Source organism: Idiomarina aquatica (genome assembly GCF_004362895.1).
Taxonomy (GTDB): domain Bacteria; phylum Pseudomonadota; class Gammaproteobacteria; order Enterobacterales; family Alteromonadaceae; genus Idiomarina.
In genome coordinates this window covers 124,639-143,157 of sequence record NZ_SNXI01000004.1, presented here as the reverse complement: position 1 = coordinate 143,157, position 18,519 = coordinate 124,639, and the positions used below count along the sequence as shown (strand labels likewise).

Annotated in this window: 17 protein-coding genes and 2 tRNA genes; 2 read left to right on the top strand and 17 right to left on the bottom strand. The window is 50.1% G+C overall.

From position 1 onward, the window contains the following. Nucleotides 1-393 carry an MAPEG family protein gene (locus DEU29_RS04820; RefSeq protein ID WP_133539122.1) on the top strand — a complete coding sequence of 131 codons (393 nt, stop codon included), beginning with the start codon at nt 1-3 and terminating at the stop codon, nt 391-393. Here DEU29_RS04820 and DEU29_RS04815 read toward each other — a convergent pair. From DEU29_RS04815 to rlmE, 17 genes are all read right to left on the bottom strand, one after another. Then, complete coding sequence (locus DEU29_RS04815) at nt 372-1,490, bottom strand: hypothetical protein (protein WP_133539121.1); 1,119 nt, start codon at nt 1,488-1,490, stop codon at nt 372-374. The genes DEU29_RS04820 and DEU29_RS04815 overlap by 22 nt on opposite strands. After that, nucleotides 1,487-2,368 (bottom strand): lipoprotein NlpI, encoded by an 882-nt coding sequence (gene nlpI / locus DEU29_RS04810; protein ID WP_133539120.1) that lies wholly within the window; start codon nt 2,366-2,368, stop codon nt 1,487-1,489. Before nlpI ends, DEU29_RS04815 begins: the two co-directional genes overlap by 4 nt. A gap of 96 nt (nt 2,369-2,464) precedes the next feature. Further along, nucleotides 2,465-4,606, bottom strand: coding sequence for a polyribonucleotide nucleotidyltransferase (gene pnp, locus DEU29_RS04805; protein ID WP_133539119.1), 2,142 nt, complete (start codon nt 4,604-4,606; stop codon nt 2,465-2,467). A 200-nt stretch (nt 4,607-4,806) separates the two neighbouring features. After that, on the bottom strand, nt 4,807-5,076 hold the full coding sequence (gene rpsO / locus DEU29_RS04800) for a 30S ribosomal protein S15 (protein WP_133539118.1): 270 nt from the start codon (nt 5,074-5,076) through the stop codon (nt 4,807-4,809). Nucleotides 5,077-5,172: 96 nt separating this feature from the next. After that, nucleotides 5,173-6,132 (bottom strand): tRNA pseudouridine(55) synthase TruB, encoded by a 960-nt coding sequence (gene truB, locus DEU29_RS04795; RefSeq protein WP_133539117.1) that lies wholly within the window; start codon nt 6,130-6,132, stop codon nt 5,173-5,175. A 4-nt stretch (nt 6,133-6,136) separates the two neighbouring features. Continuing rightward, complete coding sequence (gene rbfA, locus DEU29_RS04790; protein WP_133539116.1) at nt 6,137-6,514, bottom strand: 30S ribosome-binding factor RbfA; 378 nt, start codon at nt 6,512-6,514, stop codon at nt 6,137-6,139. 36 nt (nt 6,515-6,550) lie between these two features. Further along, nucleotides 6,551-9,238 (bottom strand): translation initiation factor IF-2, encoded by a 2,688-nt coding sequence (infB, locus tag DEU29_RS04785; protein WP_133539115.1) that lies wholly within the window; start codon nt 9,236-9,238, stop codon nt 6,551-6,553. A gap of 24 nt (nt 9,239-9,262) precedes the next feature. Further along, nucleotides 9,263-10,762: a transcription termination factor NusA gene (gene nusA / locus DEU29_RS04780; RefSeq protein ID WP_133539114.1), complete on the bottom strand. Its 1,500-nt coding sequence runs from the start codon at nt 10,760-10,762 to the stop codon at nt 9,263-9,265. Nucleotides 10,763-10,788: 26 nt separating this feature from the next. After that, nucleotides 10,789-11,247, bottom strand: coding sequence for a ribosome maturation factor RimP (gene rimP / locus DEU29_RS04775; RefSeq protein ID WP_133539113.1), 459 nt, complete (start codon nt 11,245-11,247; stop codon nt 10,789-10,791). A 172-nt stretch (nt 11,248-11,419) separates the two neighbouring features. Next, nucleotides 11,420-11,496 (bottom strand) — tRNA-Met (locus tag DEU29_RS04770). A gap of 63 nt (nt 11,497-11,559) precedes the next feature. Continuing rightward, nucleotides 11,560-11,644: transfer RNA gene (locus DEU29_RS04765), tRNA-Leu, on the bottom strand. Nucleotides 11,645-11,663: 19 nt separating this feature from the next. Next, entirely contained in the window at nt 11,664-11,999 is a 336-nt protein-coding gene (gene secG, locus DEU29_RS04760; RefSeq protein ID WP_133539112.1) for a preprotein translocase subunit SecG, read from the bottom strand. A gap of 6 nt (nt 12,000-12,005) precedes the next feature. Beyond that, the gene (tpiA, locus tag DEU29_RS04755) at nt 12,006-12,764 is read right to left on the bottom strand and encodes a triose-phosphate isomerase (RefSeq protein WP_133539111.1); all 759 of its coding nucleotides are present in this window, start codon (nt 12,762-12,764) and stop codon (nt 12,006-12,008) included. Nucleotides 12,765-12,851: 87 nt separating this feature from the next. Continuing rightward, the gene (gene glmM / locus DEU29_RS04750) at nt 12,852-14,192 is read right to left on the bottom strand and encodes a phosphoglucosamine mutase (RefSeq protein ID WP_133539110.1); all 1,341 of its coding nucleotides are present in this window, start codon (nt 14,190-14,192) and stop codon (nt 12,852-12,854) included. Next, a complete protein-coding gene (gene folP / locus DEU29_RS04745) occupies nt 14,189-15,004 on the bottom strand; it encodes a dihydropteroate synthase (protein ID WP_133539109.1) in 816 nt (271 codons plus the stop codon). Before folP ends, glmM begins: the two co-directional genes overlap by 4 nt. Before the next feature lie 473 nt (nt 15,005-15,477). Further along, a complete protein-coding gene (ftsH, locus tag DEU29_RS04740; RefSeq protein ID WP_133539108.1) occupies nt 15,478-17,424 on the bottom strand; it encodes an ATP-dependent zinc metalloprotease FtsH in 1,947 nt (648 codons plus the stop codon). Between the two features lie 50 nt (nt 17,425-17,474). Next, complete coding sequence (rlmE, locus tag DEU29_RS04735; protein WP_133539107.1) at nt 17,475-18,101, bottom strand: 23S rRNA (uridine(2552)-2'-O)-methyltransferase RlmE; 627 nt, start codon at nt 18,099-18,101, stop codon at nt 17,475-17,477. A 120-nt stretch (nt 18,102-18,221) separates the two neighbouring features. Here rlmE and yhbY point away from each other — a divergent pair, with 120 nt between their 5' ends. After that, nucleotides 18,222-18,518 carry a ribosome assembly RNA-binding protein YhbY gene (yhbY, locus tag DEU29_RS04730; protein ID WP_133539106.1) on the top strand — a complete coding sequence of 99 codons (297 nt, stop codon included), beginning with the start codon at nt 18,222-18,224 and terminating at the stop codon, nt 18,516-18,518. Nucleotide 18,519: the final 1 nt, after the last annotated feature.

Here is an 18,519-nt window from a genome sequence, read left to right as displayed (position 1 = left end):
ATGAGTGTGTTGCTGTGGTGTTTGTTGATAGCAGGTTTGTTGCCGATTCTGGCTAAAGCCCCTGTGGTTTACTTTCAGAATCGTGATCGCGGCTATGACAACAAGCACCCTCGCGCACAACAACAGCGACTAACCGGCATTGGCGCTCGCGCCGTTGCCGGTCATTACAACGCCTACGAAGCTTTCCCGTTATTTGCTGCGGCAGTTTTAGCTACGCTGGCTACCGACGCGGTGACCGAGCGCAGCATACAGTTGGCGGTAGCCTTTATCGTATTGCGCGTTACTTACCACGTGCTTTACTTATTAAATGCCGACAAACTGCGCTCGTTAGTATGGTTTTTTGCGTTGCTGTGTCCGGTCTTGATGTTGGCTCAGTTAGCCATCAAGTTCTGATTTATTAGCTTGATATAAAGCGCCGGCCAATGGTCGCTTTGGTGACGCTCCATCGCGGTAATTTCGGCTACCGGTTTCCAGGCATAATAGCCGGGCAAATAGTCACACGTTGCCGCCTTATACAAGCCCACCGATTGTTGCTGACTACCTAACTGCCAGCTATCATTGTCCCGCTTTACCCCTAGTTGACGCCAATCCTTAACCGCATCACGCCACGGCAGACGTTGCCAAAGCGATTTCAATTCAGCCTTAGACATGATCTGCTGCCGTGTGATCACCAGGTTACGTGCGTCAAAATTATAGTCACCGCGACAAAACTGTTCAGCCAGCGGGCGTGACATAGCATACTCGTCAGCTAGACCCAGCCAATGGCCAAGCTCATGAGCCAGCACCTTGCGCTGACTACTTTGCGTTAATGTTATGCGATTAGTGGACGAGGACGCCTTACCCTGCCCTGCAAGAATAATGGTGCGCCCGGTCGTATCAACGTCACACTGGGCACGGGCAATACCGTCCGCTGACTGACAGCTTAGTTGCGGCTGCGTTTGCCAGTTAAAACACCATTGTGAAGTAGGCAACGGCAGCTGCTTAAGCTGTTGTAACAAAGCCAGGTAGCGGGCTTTATCGGCATGGCTGGCTCCCGTCACAGTGACCTGCTCGGTACAAACAGTCGGTTGCCCCTGCAGTGCGGCAATGTCACCGAATTCCGGCTGCAGTGCGCTTTTGTATTCGGCTTGCCACCAACGCCTTTGCCAGTCCTGCCAGTTAACCTGAGCATCAGTCAGTTGATAACGTGCCAACTGCTTAATAGCTAACGCACTGCCTTGTTCTACGCCAAGTTTTAGCCATTGTTGGCGATTGCCCGGGAAATACTCAAGCAGCCTATTAACAGCGCTTACAGAACCCGCTTTGGCTGCGCGTTGCCACCAGTACAAAGCATTACTTTTTTGGTGTTGCAGCCAAAAGCTCCGGGCTAGCTGGTTTTGTGCTTCTGGTTGCCCGGCGAAAGCTTCATACCAGCGTTGCTGCGACTCTGTCGGCCGCGCCGATCCAGTTAAAGTCAGCACCAGAAGCGCCGCTAACAGTAACCTTGTCATTGGCTGGCAAGCTGCTCCCGGCTACGCTCAAGTTCGATACGGGCATACCGATGTTCGACAAATTCATGTACATTGGTCGTCAGCGCCAATTTAAAGTAGTTCATGGCTCTGGCCCAGTTACCTTTTATTTGCTGCTGCTTGCCCAGATAAAAATAGGCTTCGCACAGGCGTTCGGTCAGTGTTTCGTTGGCGCGTAAATTGTCAGTCATACGCGACAGAAAGTGTCGCTCAGACATGTCTCCCAGGTACAAAGCGACCAAATCGTTAGCCCAGTCGTCGGCAGCAATAGCTTCGGCATTTTCGCGTAATGTCGTCTTAGCCTGCTGCGGCTGCGTTCTGTGCTGAGCTAAAAACAGCCATAGCACGCGATACGGATCGCCGGGATCAAGTGCAAGATGTTGCTGTAAATCGTCGACAGAAAATTTTAATCGGCGGTCATAATATTCGGCAATGCCGCGATTAAGATAAGCGTAGGGATGCTCTGGCTCCAGTTCAATTGCCGAGTCCAGGGCTTCATAGGCATAATCGAATTCCTGTAATTCGGTGTACTGGATGCCCAAAAAGTTGTACGCATCGGCTAACCGGGGCTGGTAATCAATAGCGCGGGTAAAGTCCATTCGCGCCAGTGTGCGCAGGCCTAAGGCATCGTATAACGCACCGCGACGATAATACGCCATGCCCAATTGTTCGGCGTCTAGATCTTGCTGCAACACCTGATTCAATTTTGCCAGTTCAATTTCGTAGCGAAACTCTGCACGCTCAGGTTCAGCAATAACCAGATGGGTCATCGCAACATTATCATTTGCAGGTTGCATGGCGCAGCCTCCAAGTAACCCCGAAAGCAGAATACCGGCAACCCAAGCATGCTGAAAGCGCATAGTGATTTAATTCCTCATTTAAATGAGGTTCTATTACAACATAAAAAAACCCCGCTGAGCTAGCGCACAGCGGGGTTTGTTAGCGTAAATTAACGATTATTCGTTATTGCCGTCAGCATCTTCGTTGCTTTCAGCTTCCGCTTTAGGTTCTTCTTTTTTCTCTGCTGCTTCTTTCATGCTAAGACGCACGCGACCCTGACGGTCGATTTCCAGTACTTTAACCGGCACAATATCACCGACTTTCAAGTACTCATTTACGTCGTTAACACGCTCTTCAGCGATCTGAGAAATATGTACCAAACCATCTTTACCCGGTAATACCGTTACAAAGGCACCGAAATCGACGATGCGAGCAACTTTACCCTGGTAAATTTTGCCGACTTCGACGTTTGCCGTAAGCTGCTTGATTTTCTCAATCGCAGCATCAGCATCAGCCTGGTCACTGGCAGCAATCTTGATAGTACCGTCATCACCAATTTCGATATTGGTGTTGGTTGATTCAGTCAGTTCACGAATCACCGCACCGCCTTTACCGATAACGTCTTTGATCTTGTCCTGATCAATTTTGATGGTGCTGAAGCGAGGCGCGTAGCTTGAAAGCTCTTCACGGTGGCTACCGATAGCTTCATCCATCACTTTCAGGATATGTAAGCGAGCCGCTTTTGCCTGTGCCAGCGCACTTTCCATGATTTCACGGGTAATGCCGTCGATTTTGATATCCATCTGCAGTGCAGTAATACCATCAGTGTTACCCGCAACTTTAAAGTCCATATCACCTAAGTGATCTTCATCACCCAGAATATCAGACAAGACAACGTGCTTGTCGCCTTCTTTTACCAGACCCATAGCGATACCGGCAACCGATGACTTAATCGGTACACCCGCATCCATCAATGCTAACGACGATCCACATACAGATGCCATTGAGCTTGAACCGTTAGATTCGGTAATTTCAGATACCACGCGAATGGTATACGGGAATTCTTCGTGGCTTGGCATAACTGCCTGGATACCACGTTTTGCCAAACGCCCGTGACCAATTTCACGACGCTTAGGTGCGCCAACCATACCGGTTTCACCAACACAGTACGGAGGGAAGTTATAATGCAGCATAAAGCGACTGGTGTTAGTACCGGTCAGCTCGTCAATCATCTGTGCATCACGTTCAGTACCTAATGTTGCAGCGACTAACGCCTGAGTTTCACCACGGGTAAACAACGCAGAACCGTGAGTGCGCGGCAATACGCCGGTAGCAACACTGATAGCACGAACCATGTCCGGGTCACGCCCGTCGATACGCTTTTCACCAGCAATGATACGACTACGAACAACATCACTTTCCAAATCATGGAAAATTTCGCCAGCAGCTTCCAGGTCAACGTTTTCGTCTTCCGCTACCAGCTTTTCAGTCATCGCTTGTTTTACTTCATCAAGCTTGCCTTTACGCTCGGCTTTATCAGTGATGCGGTATGCTTCGCCGATGCCCTGCTCTGCCAGTTCACGGACTTTATTTTGTAAAGACTCGTCTTTGGCAGGTGCCTGCCAATCCCACTTCTCTTTGCCGGCTTCAGCCGCAAATTCATTAATGGCACCGACTACGGTTTGCATTTGTTCGTGACCGTATACAACAGCACCCAACATTTGGTCTTCAGACAGCAGTTCCGCTTCTGACTCAACCATTAATACGGCTTGCTCAGTACCTGCAACGACTAAGTCAAGCTGTGAGCTAGCCAGTTCGGTCATGGTCGGGTTTAAGACATATTCGTTATCAACCACACCAACGCGTGCGGCACCAATAGGTCCGGCAAAAGGAACGCCTGAAATAGCTAATGCAGCTGATGTACCAATCAACGCAACGATGTCAGGGTTTACTTCAGGATTTACCGAAACCACGGTAGCCACAACCTGAACTTCGTTCATGAAGCCTTCAGGGAACAGTGGGCGGATTGGGCGGTCGATCAGGCGCGAGGTTAATGTTTCGTTCTCGCTGGGGCGGCCTTCGCGTTTAAAGAAGCCACCCGGAATTTTACCTGCGGCGTAAGTTTTTTCCTGGTAGTTAACGGTTAGCGGGAAAAAGCTTTGTCCCTCTTTCGCGTCTTTTTTTGCTACCACGGTCACCAACACTGTGGTGTCGTCCATGCTTGCCATTACAGCGGCTGTCGCCTGACGTGCAATAACGCCGGTTTCTAAAGTGACAGTGTGCTGACCGTATTGAAATTGTTTAGTTATCGGATTCACGATTTGCTTTCCTTTACCTTACTGAATGTGAGCACCCGGATTGGTACTCGTCTTCTCTCTTTTTTTACTCGCGCCATAGTATAAGGCATCAATCACAAAATTAAGACCCTTTGCTTAAAAAAAGCCGTAAATTGGGCGAAAAAAAGACAATAAAAAAGGGCCTGACGGCCCTTTTTTACGAAATCTGCTCAACGCATGTCTTAGCGACGGATGCCTAGCTTTTCTACAACCGCCAGGTAACGCGATTGATCTTTCTTTTTCAGGTAGTCCAACAATTTACGACGTTGGCTAACCATACGCAACAAACCACGACGTGAGTGATGGTCTTTTTTGTGCGCTTTAAAGTGACCCTGCAATTCTGCCAGGTTCTTAGTCAGCAGTGCGATTTGCACTTCCGGTGAACCGGTGTCGTTTTCGCCGCGACCAAATTCTTTCAGAATTTCTGCTTTCTGTTCTACAGTTAGTGACATAGTGTACTCCTAATTAAAAAATAACCTTGCCTCCGATCACTAATTCAGCGGCAAGCCGAGCGGGTATTATATAGCGCTAACCTACAAAATCAATGATTAAACCAAATCAGCCAGGGTAAAATCACAAAAATCCAATGCCAATACCCGTTTAGGCCAGAACTGATTGTCTTTACGCAATGCGCCGACCCCGATAAAGGCATCCTTACCCGAGCTATGTTTCGCCACCATACGACACTCTTCGCCCTCGCTAGTCAACTCGGTGTTGTTAGCCACCGGCTGGCCATGCAGTAAGTCACGTGCTTGTGCCTGAGTAATGCTTTGTTGAGGCAAGGCTGATAGCAAACAATCTACCGGCTTTAACAAGGCATCGAGCTGCGCTTCGCCATCCAGTGATTCCAACTGCTCGACTGTTACCATCTCGTTTGCATCTAAATCTGCTACGCCATTACGGTGCAACAACGTCACGTGAGCACAACAGCCTAGCCGCTGCCCCAAATCATCAATTAACGTACGAATATAGGTGCCTTTAGAGCAACTAACCTGTAGCTCGAGTAAATCGCCTTGCAGCCCAATAAAGTCAATTTTATGGATGGTAATTGAACGCGTTTTACGGGGGACTTCGATGCCTTTGCGGGCATAATAATATAGTGGTCGCCCTTCGTATTTTAAGGCCGAATAAATCGACGGCGTTTGCTCTTGTTCACCAATAAAACCAGGCAGTATGGCGTTTACATCGTCAGCAGTAACTGCAACCGGATGCGTTTCTACCACCTCGCCTTCAGCATCACTGGTAGACGTGCGCACACCAAGCTGAGCCTGAACCCGGTACGCTTTGTCCGCATCCAGCAGGTACTGAGAAAACTTGGTTGCTTCGCCTAAACACACCGGTAGTAAACCGGTAGCAAGTGGATCCAGAGCGCCGGTATGGCCCGCCTTTTGTGCGTTATACAGGCGTTTTACACGTTGAAGGGCATGGTTTGAACTCATGCCCTTCGCTTTATCTAATAACACCACACCGCTGACCGGACGGCCTTTACGGGGTTTTGCCTTAGCCATTAAACTAATCCTCTGACGAATCGTTACGGTCGCGTTTACGCGCTTCGTCCACTAATCGACTCATACGGATACCCTCGTTTAACGAAGTATCGTGATGAAACTTTAACTCCGGAACAACCCGCGCTTTAATTCGTTTACCTAACAGCGAACGAATAAAGCCCGATGCGTCGTTAAGGATTTTAATAGCCTGCTTTACTTCACTATCGTCATCGTTAAAAAACGTGACGAAGACCTTGGCGTAAGCAAGATCGCGCGACACCTCAACATCCGATACGGTAACCATGCTAACGCGAGGATCTTTGACCTCGCGTTGCAGGATAACCGCTATCTCGCGCTGTAGCTGGTGTCTTACGCGTTCGGTACGACTAAAATCTTGCGGCATAAATTTCCTATGGTCTCTTATACTCTGGCGCCGATCTTATAACGTACGCTCAACCTGAATGGTCTCGAATACTTCGATCTGGTCGCCTTCTTTAACGTCATTGTAGTTCTTAACACCGATACCACATTCCATACCGTTGCGAACTTCCTGTACGTCATCTTTAAAGCGACGCAATGATTCCAGCTCGCCTTCGTAAATCACCACGTTGTCACGCAATACACGAATCGGTGCAGAACGCTTAACAATACCCTCGGTAACCATACAACCTGCGATGGCACCCAGTTTTGGCGACTTAAAGACGTCACGAACTTCTGCCAGACCAATAATCTGTTGCTTGAATTCAGGCTGCAACATACCGGTCATTGCCGCTTTAACTTCGTCAATCAGGTCATAGATAACGCTGTAGTAGCGTAGATCCACACTTTCCTGTTCAACCAGCTTTTTAGCTGCGGCTTCGGCACGAACGTTAAAACCAACGACGATAGCGTTTGACGCGCTGGCCAGCGACACATCAGTTTCGGTGATACCACCAACACCGGAGCCAATAATATTAACTTTGACTTCGTCAGTCGACAGCTTAACCAAAGCATCTGAGATCGCTTCCAGAGAGCCCTGTACGTCAGACTTCAACACGATATTAAGCTCAGAAACGTCGCCTTCAGCCATGTTTGCGAACATGTTTTCCAGCTTCGCTTTTTGCTGTTTAGCCAGCTTCACTTCGCGGTATTTACCCTGACGGTAGTTAGCTACTTCGCGCGCTTTACGCTCATCTTTAACAACCGTTGCTTCATCACCGGCTTGTGGTACACCGGATAGACCCAGGATCTCGACCGGAATAGACGGCCCCGCTTCTTTAATTTCTTTACCGGTCTCGTCACGCATCGCACGGATACGGCCATATTCGAGGCCACACAATACAACATCACCCTGCTTCAGCAAGCCACGTTGTACCAATACCGTTGCTACCGGTCCGCGGCCACGGTCGAGTCGGGATTCAACCACGATACCCGATGCCATGCCGGTTTTTTCCGCTTTCAGGTCAAGTACTTCTGACTGCAGCAAGATGCCTTCCAGCAATTCATCAATACCCATTCCGGAATGCGCAGAAACAGGAATAAACATCACATCGCCACCCCAGTCTTCAGGGATAACATCAATTTGTGCCAGCTCGTTTTTAACCCGATCCGGATCCGCTTCTTCCTTATCCATCTTGTTGATAGCTACAATCAACGGAACCCCGGCAGCTTTTGCGTGTTGTACCGCTTCTTTGGTTTGCGGCATAACACCATCGTCAGCAGCGACAACCAGAATAACCACGTCAGTAGCACCTGCACCACGTGCACGCATTGAGGTAAAGGCAGCGTGTCCCGGCGTATCCAGGAAGGTCACCATACCTTGGTCCGTTTCGACGTGGTAAGCACCGATATGCTGGGTAATACCACCGGCTTCGCCTGACGCAACTTTCGCTTTACGAATGTAATCAAGCAGTGAAGTTTTACCGTGGTCAACGTGACCCATAACAGTAACAACCGGTGCGCGAGGCTCTTCTTCGCCACCTTCGTGACGATCAGACAGCACCTCTTCTTCCAGCGCGTTATCTTTAACCACAACCGCTTTGTGACCCAATTCTTCGACCACCAGCGAGGCAGTTTCCTGGTCAAGGATCTGGTTGATGGTGACCATTTCACCCATCTTCATCATGGTTTTAATCAGCTCGCTGGCTTTAACAGCCATGCGGTTAGCTAATTCACCTACGGTGATGGTCTCGCCAATTTTAACTTCACGCTCCACCGGCTGTGCTGGCTTATTAAAGCCTTGCTGCAGCGTAGAAGGACGGCGACCGCCTTTGCGACGTTTCTCACGACGCGGTGTGCGCTCGTCCGCTTCTTCTTCCTTGCGACGGCTTTTCTTACTGCGACGACGGCTTTTACGCTCTTCGTCAAAATCTTGCGCATCTTCAGCTTCCTGAGCCGTTGAAGAGGTTGTAAAGTGCACGTCTTCTTTCTCTTGCTCTTTACGTTTTTTCTCTTCTTCTTCCCAGCGTTTGGCATTTTCTTCTGCCAGTTTGCGCGCTTCTTCGGCCTGCTTTTCAGCTTCTTTCTCGGCTTTCTTACGCGCTTCTTCTTCCTGCTGACGTTTAAGTTTTTCGGCTTCAGCTTTGGCTTTGTCAGCCGCTTCGCGTTCTTCCGGCGTCATCGCCGCACGCTTTTCAGCTTCCGCTTTTTGGCGCGCTTTTTCTTTCTCTTTTCGCGCCTTTTCTTTCTCAGCTTTTTCCTTTTCAGCCTTCTCGCGCTCTTCCTTCGCCTTAGCTTCTGCTACTTTGCGCTGCTCTTCTTCAAGCTTCTGCTGCTCTTCGCGACGTTTCGCTTCTTCAGCTTCGCGCTCCGCCTGCAGACGCTCTTCTTCCTGACGCTGAGCCTCTTCAGCCGTTGAGCGTTTGACATAAGTGCGCTTTTTGCGTACTTCGACTTGCACAGATTTACTGCCGCCACCGCCAACACTCAGTGTGCTTTTGGTTTTGCGTTTAAGTGTCATCTTGCTGGGGCCGGCACTACCGCCACCGCCATGCTGTTTATTCAAATGTGCAAGCAGTTTTTGTTTTTCGTCTTCAGTGACACCGTCACCGGGTTGCTTTTTCATGCCCGCTTCAGCAAATTGCTGAATCAGACGATCAACTGTTGTACCGACATCTTTGGCCAGCTTATCGAGCGTTACTTCTTCCATAGTCTGTTGTACCTCCGCTGATCGTTACTGTTCTTCGCTGAACCAGCAAATATTGCGGGCTTTCATGATCAATTCGCCAGCTTGCTGTTCATCCAGCTCTTCTATATCGGCCAAATCATCAATACCCTGTTCGGCCAGGTCTTCCAGCGTGGCTACGCCTTTACTCGCTAATACATAAGCTAAGTGGCGATCCATACCTTCTAAGTTCAATAATGATTCATCCGGTTCAGCTGACTCGAGTGATTCCTCGTTAGCCAGCGCTTTAGTGGTTAAGTACGCCCGCGCACGGCCACGCAACTCTTCCACAATATCTTCGTCCATACCTTCGATTTCGAGGAACTCAGCTACCGGAACATAGGCAACTTCTTCCATCGACGAGAAGCCTTCGTCCACTAATACAGCGGCAAAGTCTTCATCGATATCAAGGTTATTCATGAACAAGTCCAATAAACGTTGCGCTTCGGCTTCGTTCTTTTCATTGAACTCGTCTTCGGTCATTACGTTAAGCGTCCAACCACTCAGCTGACTGGCTAAACGCACGTTTTGACCACTTTTACCAATCGCCTGAGCCAGGTTATCGGCCGCTACGGCGATATCCATGGTGTGTGCATCTTCATCCACGACAATCGATGCAACTTCGGCCGGCGCCATGGCGTTAATCACGAATTGCGCCGGATTATCGTCCCATAGCACGATGTCGACGCGCTCGCCGCCTAATTCGCCCGATACTGCCTGAACCCGTGCTCCACGCATACCAACGCAAGCGCCAACAGGGTCAATCCGACGGTCGTTACTTTTAACTGCGATTTTAGCGCGTGAGCCGGGGTCACGTGCTGCACCCTTAAGTTCAATCATTTCTTCGCCAATTTCCGGCACTTCGATGCGGAACAGCTCTAACAGAAATTCTGGATGCGTGCGGCTAACGAATAACTGTGCCCCACGAGCTTCCGGACGTACATCATACAATAATCCACGTACACGGTCGCCGAGCCGCACAGATTCACGCGGCAACATTTCGTCACGGTAAATGATCGCTTCTGCGTTATTACCCAAGTCCAAAATGACATGCTCGCGATTAGCGCGTTTAACAATACCACTAACCATTTCGCCAACCTGGTCGCGATATTCATCGACAACCTGTGCACGTTCAGCTTCGCGAACTTTCTGCACGATGACCTGCTTGGCCGTTTGTGTAGTAATACGGTCAAACTGTATCGATTCTATTTGCTCTTCAACGTAATCACCCGCGTTAAGCGACGGGTCTTCGTACTGCGCTGCTGACAAACTGATTTCGCGGTATGGATGCTCCAACCCTTCGTCACTATCTTCTACAATTAACCAACGACGATAGGTGTCAAATTCACCGGTTTGACGGTCAATATCAATACGGACGTCAATGTCGCCGTCGTATTTTTTCTTAGTTGCATGCGCAAGAGCCGACTCCAACGCTTCAAAAATTTTCTCGCGCGGTACTGCTTTCTCGTTTGATACCGCCTCTGCGACTAACAGTATTTCTTTACTCATGAGTGCTGCCTCGCCACCGCAATCCTTTAATCAAATGTTGGAACCAAGTGAGCTTTCTTTACATCGCGCATGCTCACCTGAAGCGTTTCGTTATCTACTGTCAACGTCAACTGGTCGCCTTCGACGGCATCCAATTGCGCTTTAAATTTGCGTTTATTCTGCTGCGCCACATTCAATTCAACAGCCAGGGTCTCGCCAATGTATGGCGGTAACTGTTCAGCATAAAAAAACGGTCTTTCCATGCCCGGCGACGAAACTTCCAGGTTATATTCGGTGGTAATTGGATCTTCAACGTCCAACAGTGAACTCACCTGATAACTCACATCTCCGCAGTCATCTACGTTAATGCCGTTAGGGCTATCAATATAAACCCGCAACGTCGAAAACTTGCCTGCACGGACGAACTCAACACCCCATAACTCAAAGTCCAACGCTTCTACCGCCGGACGGATCATGTCGGTTAACCGTTCTTGTAAACTTGCCAAACTGCCTCCTGAAACAAAAAAAGGGCGCAAGCGCCCAGTGTTGTGGCTATCCGCGGATAGCTTAGGCCACATAGCAAAAAGCCCCGAGCTGCTGCGGGGCTTTTAAAACACTGGACCCTTTGTCAGTCATTTTAACAAAAGCGCCGCTATTTGCTAACGCTGCTGCCAAAATTGGTTGCGGGGGCAGGATTTGAACCTACGACCTTCGGGTTATGAGCCCGACGAGCTACCAGACTGCTCCACCCCGCGTCCGAAACTTGTGACATATTATAGGGATTTTCTTTGCATTTTCAAGTGCTAAAGCACTTAATTTGGTGCGGATGGCGGGACTTGAACCCGCACGCCCGAAAGCACTACCCCCTCAAGATAGCGTGTCTACCAATTCCACCACATCCGCATTAATTTCTGCCACTAACTTAGTTAGTTGGCGGTACGTCCGAACCAGAGTCTTCTTCAGTCGGAGTCTGCATCTGTTCTTCTGCCGGCACTGACAAGTCAGAAAAATCTTCGCCACTGTCCGAGCTATCGGTCGATAAATTACCCAACACCAAACTCAAAATAAAGAACACCACAGCCAGTGCTGCCGTTGTACGAGTCAAAAAGTTACCAGAACCTCCGGAACCGAACACGGTATTAGATGCACCCGCACCAAACGAAGCGCCCATATCAGCGCCTTTACCTTGTTGGATCATGATAAATCCAATCAGGACAATAGCCACCACTAAAAAGGCGACAAGTAACACTTCATACATAATAACTTACCCTTGTGCTGCTTGAACAATGGCCACGAACTGGTCTTCTTTTAAGCTCGCCCCACCGATCAAACCACCATCAATGTGTTGTTGCGCGAATAATTCGGCGGCATTATCCGCTTTTACTGAGCCGCCGTAAAGTATTTCTATTTTTTCGCCAATGGCTGCAAAACGTTTTACCAGCCACTGACGAATATTTGCGTGAACTTCTTCTGCCTGAGCCGGCGTCGCAGTTTCACCCGTACCTATCGCCCAAATCGGCTCATAGGCAACCACCAACTTAGCGGCCTGCTCCGGCGTAAGCTCAGCGCATGCCGCCTGCAACTGTTGCTCGACGACCTGCCAGGTATTACCGGCATCATACTGCTGTTTGTCTTCACCGACACATAACACAGCATTTAGCTTTGCCTGCGTCACAGCAGTAACCTTGGCGGCTACAGCACTGTTGTCGTCACCGTACATCGCACGACGCTCTGAGTGACCGACAATGACATATTCCACGGCTAATTCTTTTAACATCGTTAGCGAGACTTCACCGGTATGCGCACCATTTTCGTTCGCATTGACGTTTTGCGCACCCACAGCAATGCCATCGTAGTAACAATGACGCGTGAGCTCTGCCAACAATGTATATGGAGGACAAACAACAACCTTGGTATCACCGCATGAAGGCACCGCTGCACGCAGCGCATCTGCCATTGAACGCGTTAGCGCCTGGCTACCGTTCATTTTCCAGTTACCGATGACTAAGGATGCATTGGCCATGTCAACTCCCATCGTTAAAGCGGCGGGAATAGTAGCTGAACGCCGACGCAGTTACAAGCGCCAATTTCTGCTCTCCCGCCTAAGTGTTTAATTTGTAGCCGCTTCGACCTCGTTGGCGATTTGTTGCGCAAAGGTTCGGACAACTTTTTCGTCCTCGCCTTCCACCATAACGCGAATCAAGGGTTCAGTGCCTGACTTACGTAACAATACCCGGCCCTTGCCGGCCAACGCATTTTCGACCTCAGCCACGACCGCTTTTACTGCCTCTGATTGCAACGGTTTTTCGCCCGGACTAAAACGCACATTAACCAAAACCTGCGGTAGTTTATGAAAGTCTTTGCTTAATTCATGCAACGACTTGCCTTCAAACTGCATTGCCGCCAACACCTGCAGCCCGGCGATAATGCCATCGCCGGTGGTGTGATATTGCCGATTAATAACATGGCCCGAGTTTTCACCGCCAATATACCAATCACGCTTAACCAATTCTTCAATCACGTAACGGTCGCCAACTTTTGCCCGCACGAACGGAATATTGCGGCGTTCACACTCTTTCTCTAACGCAAAGTTAGTCATCAACGTGCCCACCAGACCGCCTTGCAACTGCCCCTGATGCTGCGCAGTAACCGCCAGAATATAAAGGATCTCATCACCATCGATAACGCGGCCTTTTTCCGTCACCATCATGATCCGGTCACCGTCGCCATCCAGTGCCAGCCCGCAATCGGCTTTTACCTTAACGACAGTCTCTTTAAGCGCATCAAGATGCGTTGCACCGCAATCTTTGTTAATGTTTAAACCATTTGGCTGGGTGCCAATTTCGGTGACCTGAGCGCCCAACTCGCGCAACACATTGGGAGCGATGTGATAAGTCGCGCCATGAGCACAGTCAACCACAATATGCAGCCCCTGTAACGATAGCTCTGACGGGAACACGCCCTTACAAAACTCAATATAACGACCCGCCGCATCGGCGATACGGTTAGCACGCCCCAATTGTTCCGAGCCGACACAATCCATCGGCTGGTCAAGTAAACGTTCTATTTCGAGTTCCGTTGCATCGGGTAATTTATGACCATTGTCGGCAAAGAATTTAATACCGTTGTCATAATATGGATTATGCGATGCACTGATGACGATACCAGCCGCAGCCCGAAAAGTTCGCGTCAGGTAAGCAATACCCGGTGTCGGCATCGGCCCTAAAAAGTCGACGTTAACACCCGCTGCAGCCAAACCAGCTTCCAGCGCCGATTCCAGCATGTAACCCGAAACCCGGGTGTCCTTACCCACCAGTACCTTACGCGTGCCCTTAGCAGCCAATACCCGGCCCGCAGCCCAGCCCAGCTTTACCGCAAATTCAGGGGTAATCGGATACTCACCGACACGTCCGCGCACACCATCAGTACCGAAGTATTTCCTTTCACTCACAAATATTCTCCTTCCAGCGTTGCTGCGACAACACGCATCGCATCAACGGTTTCCTTAACATCATGGACCCGAATTATACGGGCTCCTTTGAGCGCTGCAATAGTTGCCGCAGCCAAACTGCCCGGTAATCGCTCACTAACGTCTCTTCCGGTGACATGACCGATCATGGATTTACGCGACATACCGACCAGCAAAGGCAATTGCAGTTCGTGGAACGCCTGCATCCGCTGTAATAGTTGATAGTTGTGGCGCATTGATTTGCCAAAGCCAAAGCCCGGATCCAGCCAAATGCGGTCGCGAGTAATCCCGGCTGCCTCACACGCGGCTACACGACGCTGTAAAAAGGCTTTAACGTCACACACGACATCGTCATAACGCGGCTCATGCTGCATAGTACGGGGTTCACCCTGCATATGCATAACACAAACCTCAACATTGCTGCCAGCCACCGCCGCAAGCGCCCCATCCGCCTGCAAAGCCAGCACGTCATTGATCATATCAGCCCCTGCACCAATAGCAGCGCGCATCACCTCAGGCTTGGTCGTATCCACCGATACGCAAACATCAAAGCGCTGTTTAATCGCCTCCAGCACCGGCACCACCCGCTGCAGCTCCTCCTCCGTCGCCACAGCCTCCGACCCCGGCCGCGTAGACTCCCCGCCAATATCAAGAATATCAGCCCCCTCGTCCAGCATCCGCGCCGCATGATCCACCGCTTTATCCACCGACTGATGCCGGCCCCCGTCACTAAACGAATCCGGCGTCACATTCAAAATCCCCATCACCCGCAACGGCAGTGTTTGTTTGTTCATTTCGTTTTCCTCGTCACATTCAGGGCTCGGGAAGGACGGGGACGTAACTGGCTTTACCTGATCATTGGGGGGCCTTTGCCGGGGGACGCTGCAAGTACGTCCGTGTACGCTTGTTTCCGGCCATCCATGGCCTCCAACACCCCCGGCAAAGGCCCCCCAACGCTCAGCTACACCAATTACATCCCCACCCTTCCTTCACAGAAGATCATTTGACTAATTAGCTATTAGCGACTTTCTCTATCTACGCAGTGAGAAGCCGGGCGGTAGTGCCGCCGTGGTTGAATATCGCGGGTCGTTTCAGGGGGTGTTGGAGGCCATGGATGGCCGGAAACAAGCTTACAGGGATGTACTTGCAGCGTCCCCCTGAAACGACCCGCGATGTTCGACTAAAGGCGGCACTTCCGCCCGGCTTTTCACTGCGCTAGTCCGAACACAAAAAACCCGCCGGCGGCGGGTTTTTATTATGGGCCAGGTTATGACGTGGCGTCACCTGGCTTTTCGACGTTGATGGGGCGCTCGGGGCGCTCTTCGGTGTTTTCAGCTTTTGCTGAACCACCGCCGGTGTCACCACCGTCGTCGCGGGAGTCGTCCCAGCCTTTCGGCTTGCGCACATCGCGACGGTTCATCAGATCGTCGATTTGATCGGCATCGATGGTTTCGTACTTCATCAACGCGTCTTTCATCGAATGTAAGATATCCTCGTTTTCTTCCAGGATCTTCTTCGCGCGTTGATAGTTCGAATCGATAACTGACTTAATTTCTTCGTCAATTGCACGTGCCGTGTCGTCGGACATGTGCTTATGCTGTGTTACTGAGCGACCTAAGAACACCTCGTTCTCGTCCTCGGCGTACAGCAATGGACCCATTTTGTCCGACAAGCCCCATTGCGTCACCATCTTACGGGCGATTTCGGTTGCTCGCTCGATGTCGTTTGACGCTCCGGTCGTGACTTTGTCAGAACCATAGATAATTTGCTCTGCCAGACGGCCACCAAACAAGCTGGATATCATGCTTTCCAACTGTTGCTTGCTGTGACTAACCCGATCCTGTTCCGGCAGGTACATGGTCACACCTAAGGCACGGCCGCGTGGGATGATCGATACTTTATAAACCGGATCATGCTCTGGTACTAACCGTCCGACGATTGCGTGGCCGGCTTCGTGATAAGCGGTCATCGCTTTTTCGTCGTCGGTCATCACCATCGAGCGACGTTCTGCGCCCATCATGATCTTATCTTTGGCTTTATCGAATTCTTCCATGCTGACGGTACGCTTGTTACCGCGTGCAGCGAACAGGGCTGCTTCGTTAACCAGGTTAGCCAAATCGGCACCAGAGAATCCTGGAGTACCACGTGCGATCAACTCAGGCTTAACATCGTCGCCCAACGGCACTTTGCGCATGTGAACTTTTAGAATTTGCTCACGCCCGCGAACATCGGGTAGGCCAACAACAACCTGACGGTCGAAACGTCCCGGACGTAGTAACGCCGGGTCTAGTACGTCAGGACGGTTAGTTGCAGCGATAACGATAATACCTTCGTTACCTTCAAAGCCATCCATTTCGACCAGCATCTGGTTCAAGGTCTGTTCACGTTCATCGTGACCACCACCAAGACCGGCGCCGCGTTGACGACCGACGGCATCGATTTCGTCAATAAAGATGATGCAGGGTGCTGATTTTTTAGCCTGTTCAAACATATCGCGTACACGAGACGCGCCGACACCGACGAACATTTCGACGAAGTCAGAACCTGAAATACTAAAGAACGGAACTTTTGCCTCACCCGAGATGGCTTTCGCCAGCAGCGTTTTACCGGTACCCGGCGGTCCCACCATCAGCACGCCTTTGGGGATTTTACCGCCCAGGCGCTGGAATTTAGAAGGGTCTTTTAGGTAATCAACCAGTTCCACCACTTCTTCTTTGGCTTCGTCGCAACCGGCAACGTCTTTAAACGTTGTCTTCATTTGCTCTTCGTTCATCAGGCGCGCTTTGCTTTTACCGAAAGACATCGCACCTCGGCCGCCGCCACCCTGCATTTGTCGCATGAAGAAAATCCATACGCCAATCAACAGCAGCATCGGGAACCAGGAAATAAAGATAGAGGTTAGAATACTAGGCTCTTCCGGCGGAGTACCCTGTGTCTGTACATTATTTGCCAGCAAATCATCCAGGATTTTCGGGTCATACTGGGTTGGAACAACGGTCTTAAATGATTGACCATTGTTTGTCATGCCGTTAATTGTGCGTCCATCTTCGCCAAAGTCAGCACGGCGAATATTGCCATTGTTCACCTGGCTTACAAATTCACTGTAGGCCATTTGTGAACCTTTGGTTTCACCCGGACTGAAGCTCTGAAAAACGCTCATCAGCACAACGGCTATTACCAGCCACAAGATGAGATTTTTTGCCATATCGCTCAAAGCCTATTACCTCTAATAAAATTAAAAAAATTACAGCTTTTGACAGGGTACTATAGTTTGTAGTCTGTCGCTACCAAGTAGACTTCGCGAGATCGTGACCTCGATGAGTCTGGCTTTCGGGTTTTCACTTGCTTAAACGCGGCGCGAACGTCTTGTAAAAACGTTTCGAACCCTTGCCCCTGAAATACTTTGACCGCAAAAGAGCCGCCAGGTTTCAAGACCTGATGACACATGTCCAGTGCCAACTCCACCAGATACATGGAGCGCGCCTGATCGACAGTGCCGTTACCACTCATATTGGGCGCCATATCCGATAATACAACATCTACGTTTTTACCGCCGATTCGGGTCAATAGTGCATTTAATACAGCTTCTTCCCGAAAGTCACCTTGTAGAAAATCTACACCGGCGATTGGGTCCATCGGTAAAATGTCACAAGCAATAATCTGGCCGTCGCCATTAAAGTAATCGGCAACGTATTGTGACCATCCGCCGGGTGCAGCGCCCAGATCGACTACCGTCTGGCCTTTTTTAATTAAACGATCGCGTTGCTGGATCTCTTCCAGTTTAAATACAGCGCGCGAGCGTAGCCCCTGCTTTTGCGCTTTTTGCACAAAATGGTCTTTAAAGTGTTCATCAAGCCAGCGACGGCTGCTGGAACTCCGCTTTTTTCCCATACTTTATTCCCATACTCTTTCGCCACATCAATGGTGGCTTTGCGTTGTTTTTTCTGGCTTGCTAACCCTAGATGGCGTTACAATGGTCAAAATTCAAGTCAAACGTAACGGTATTATCTAATGTCATTAAGCAATAAGCAAAAGCAGTTCCTGAAAGGCAAAGCACACAGCCTTAAGCCGGTGGTTCTATTAGGTGCCAATGGCCTGACCGAAGGCGTGCTGGCTGAAGTCGAGCAAGCCCTGCACGATCATGAACTAATTAAAATCAAGGTGCCTGAAGAGGAGCGTGAGTTGCGCCAGCAAATTATGGCAACTATTGTAGCCGAAACTGGCGCGGAAAAGATTCAGGTAATTGGTAAAACACTGATTATATACAAGCAGGCAGACGAACCGGTTATCCATCTGCCGCGCGGCTGAA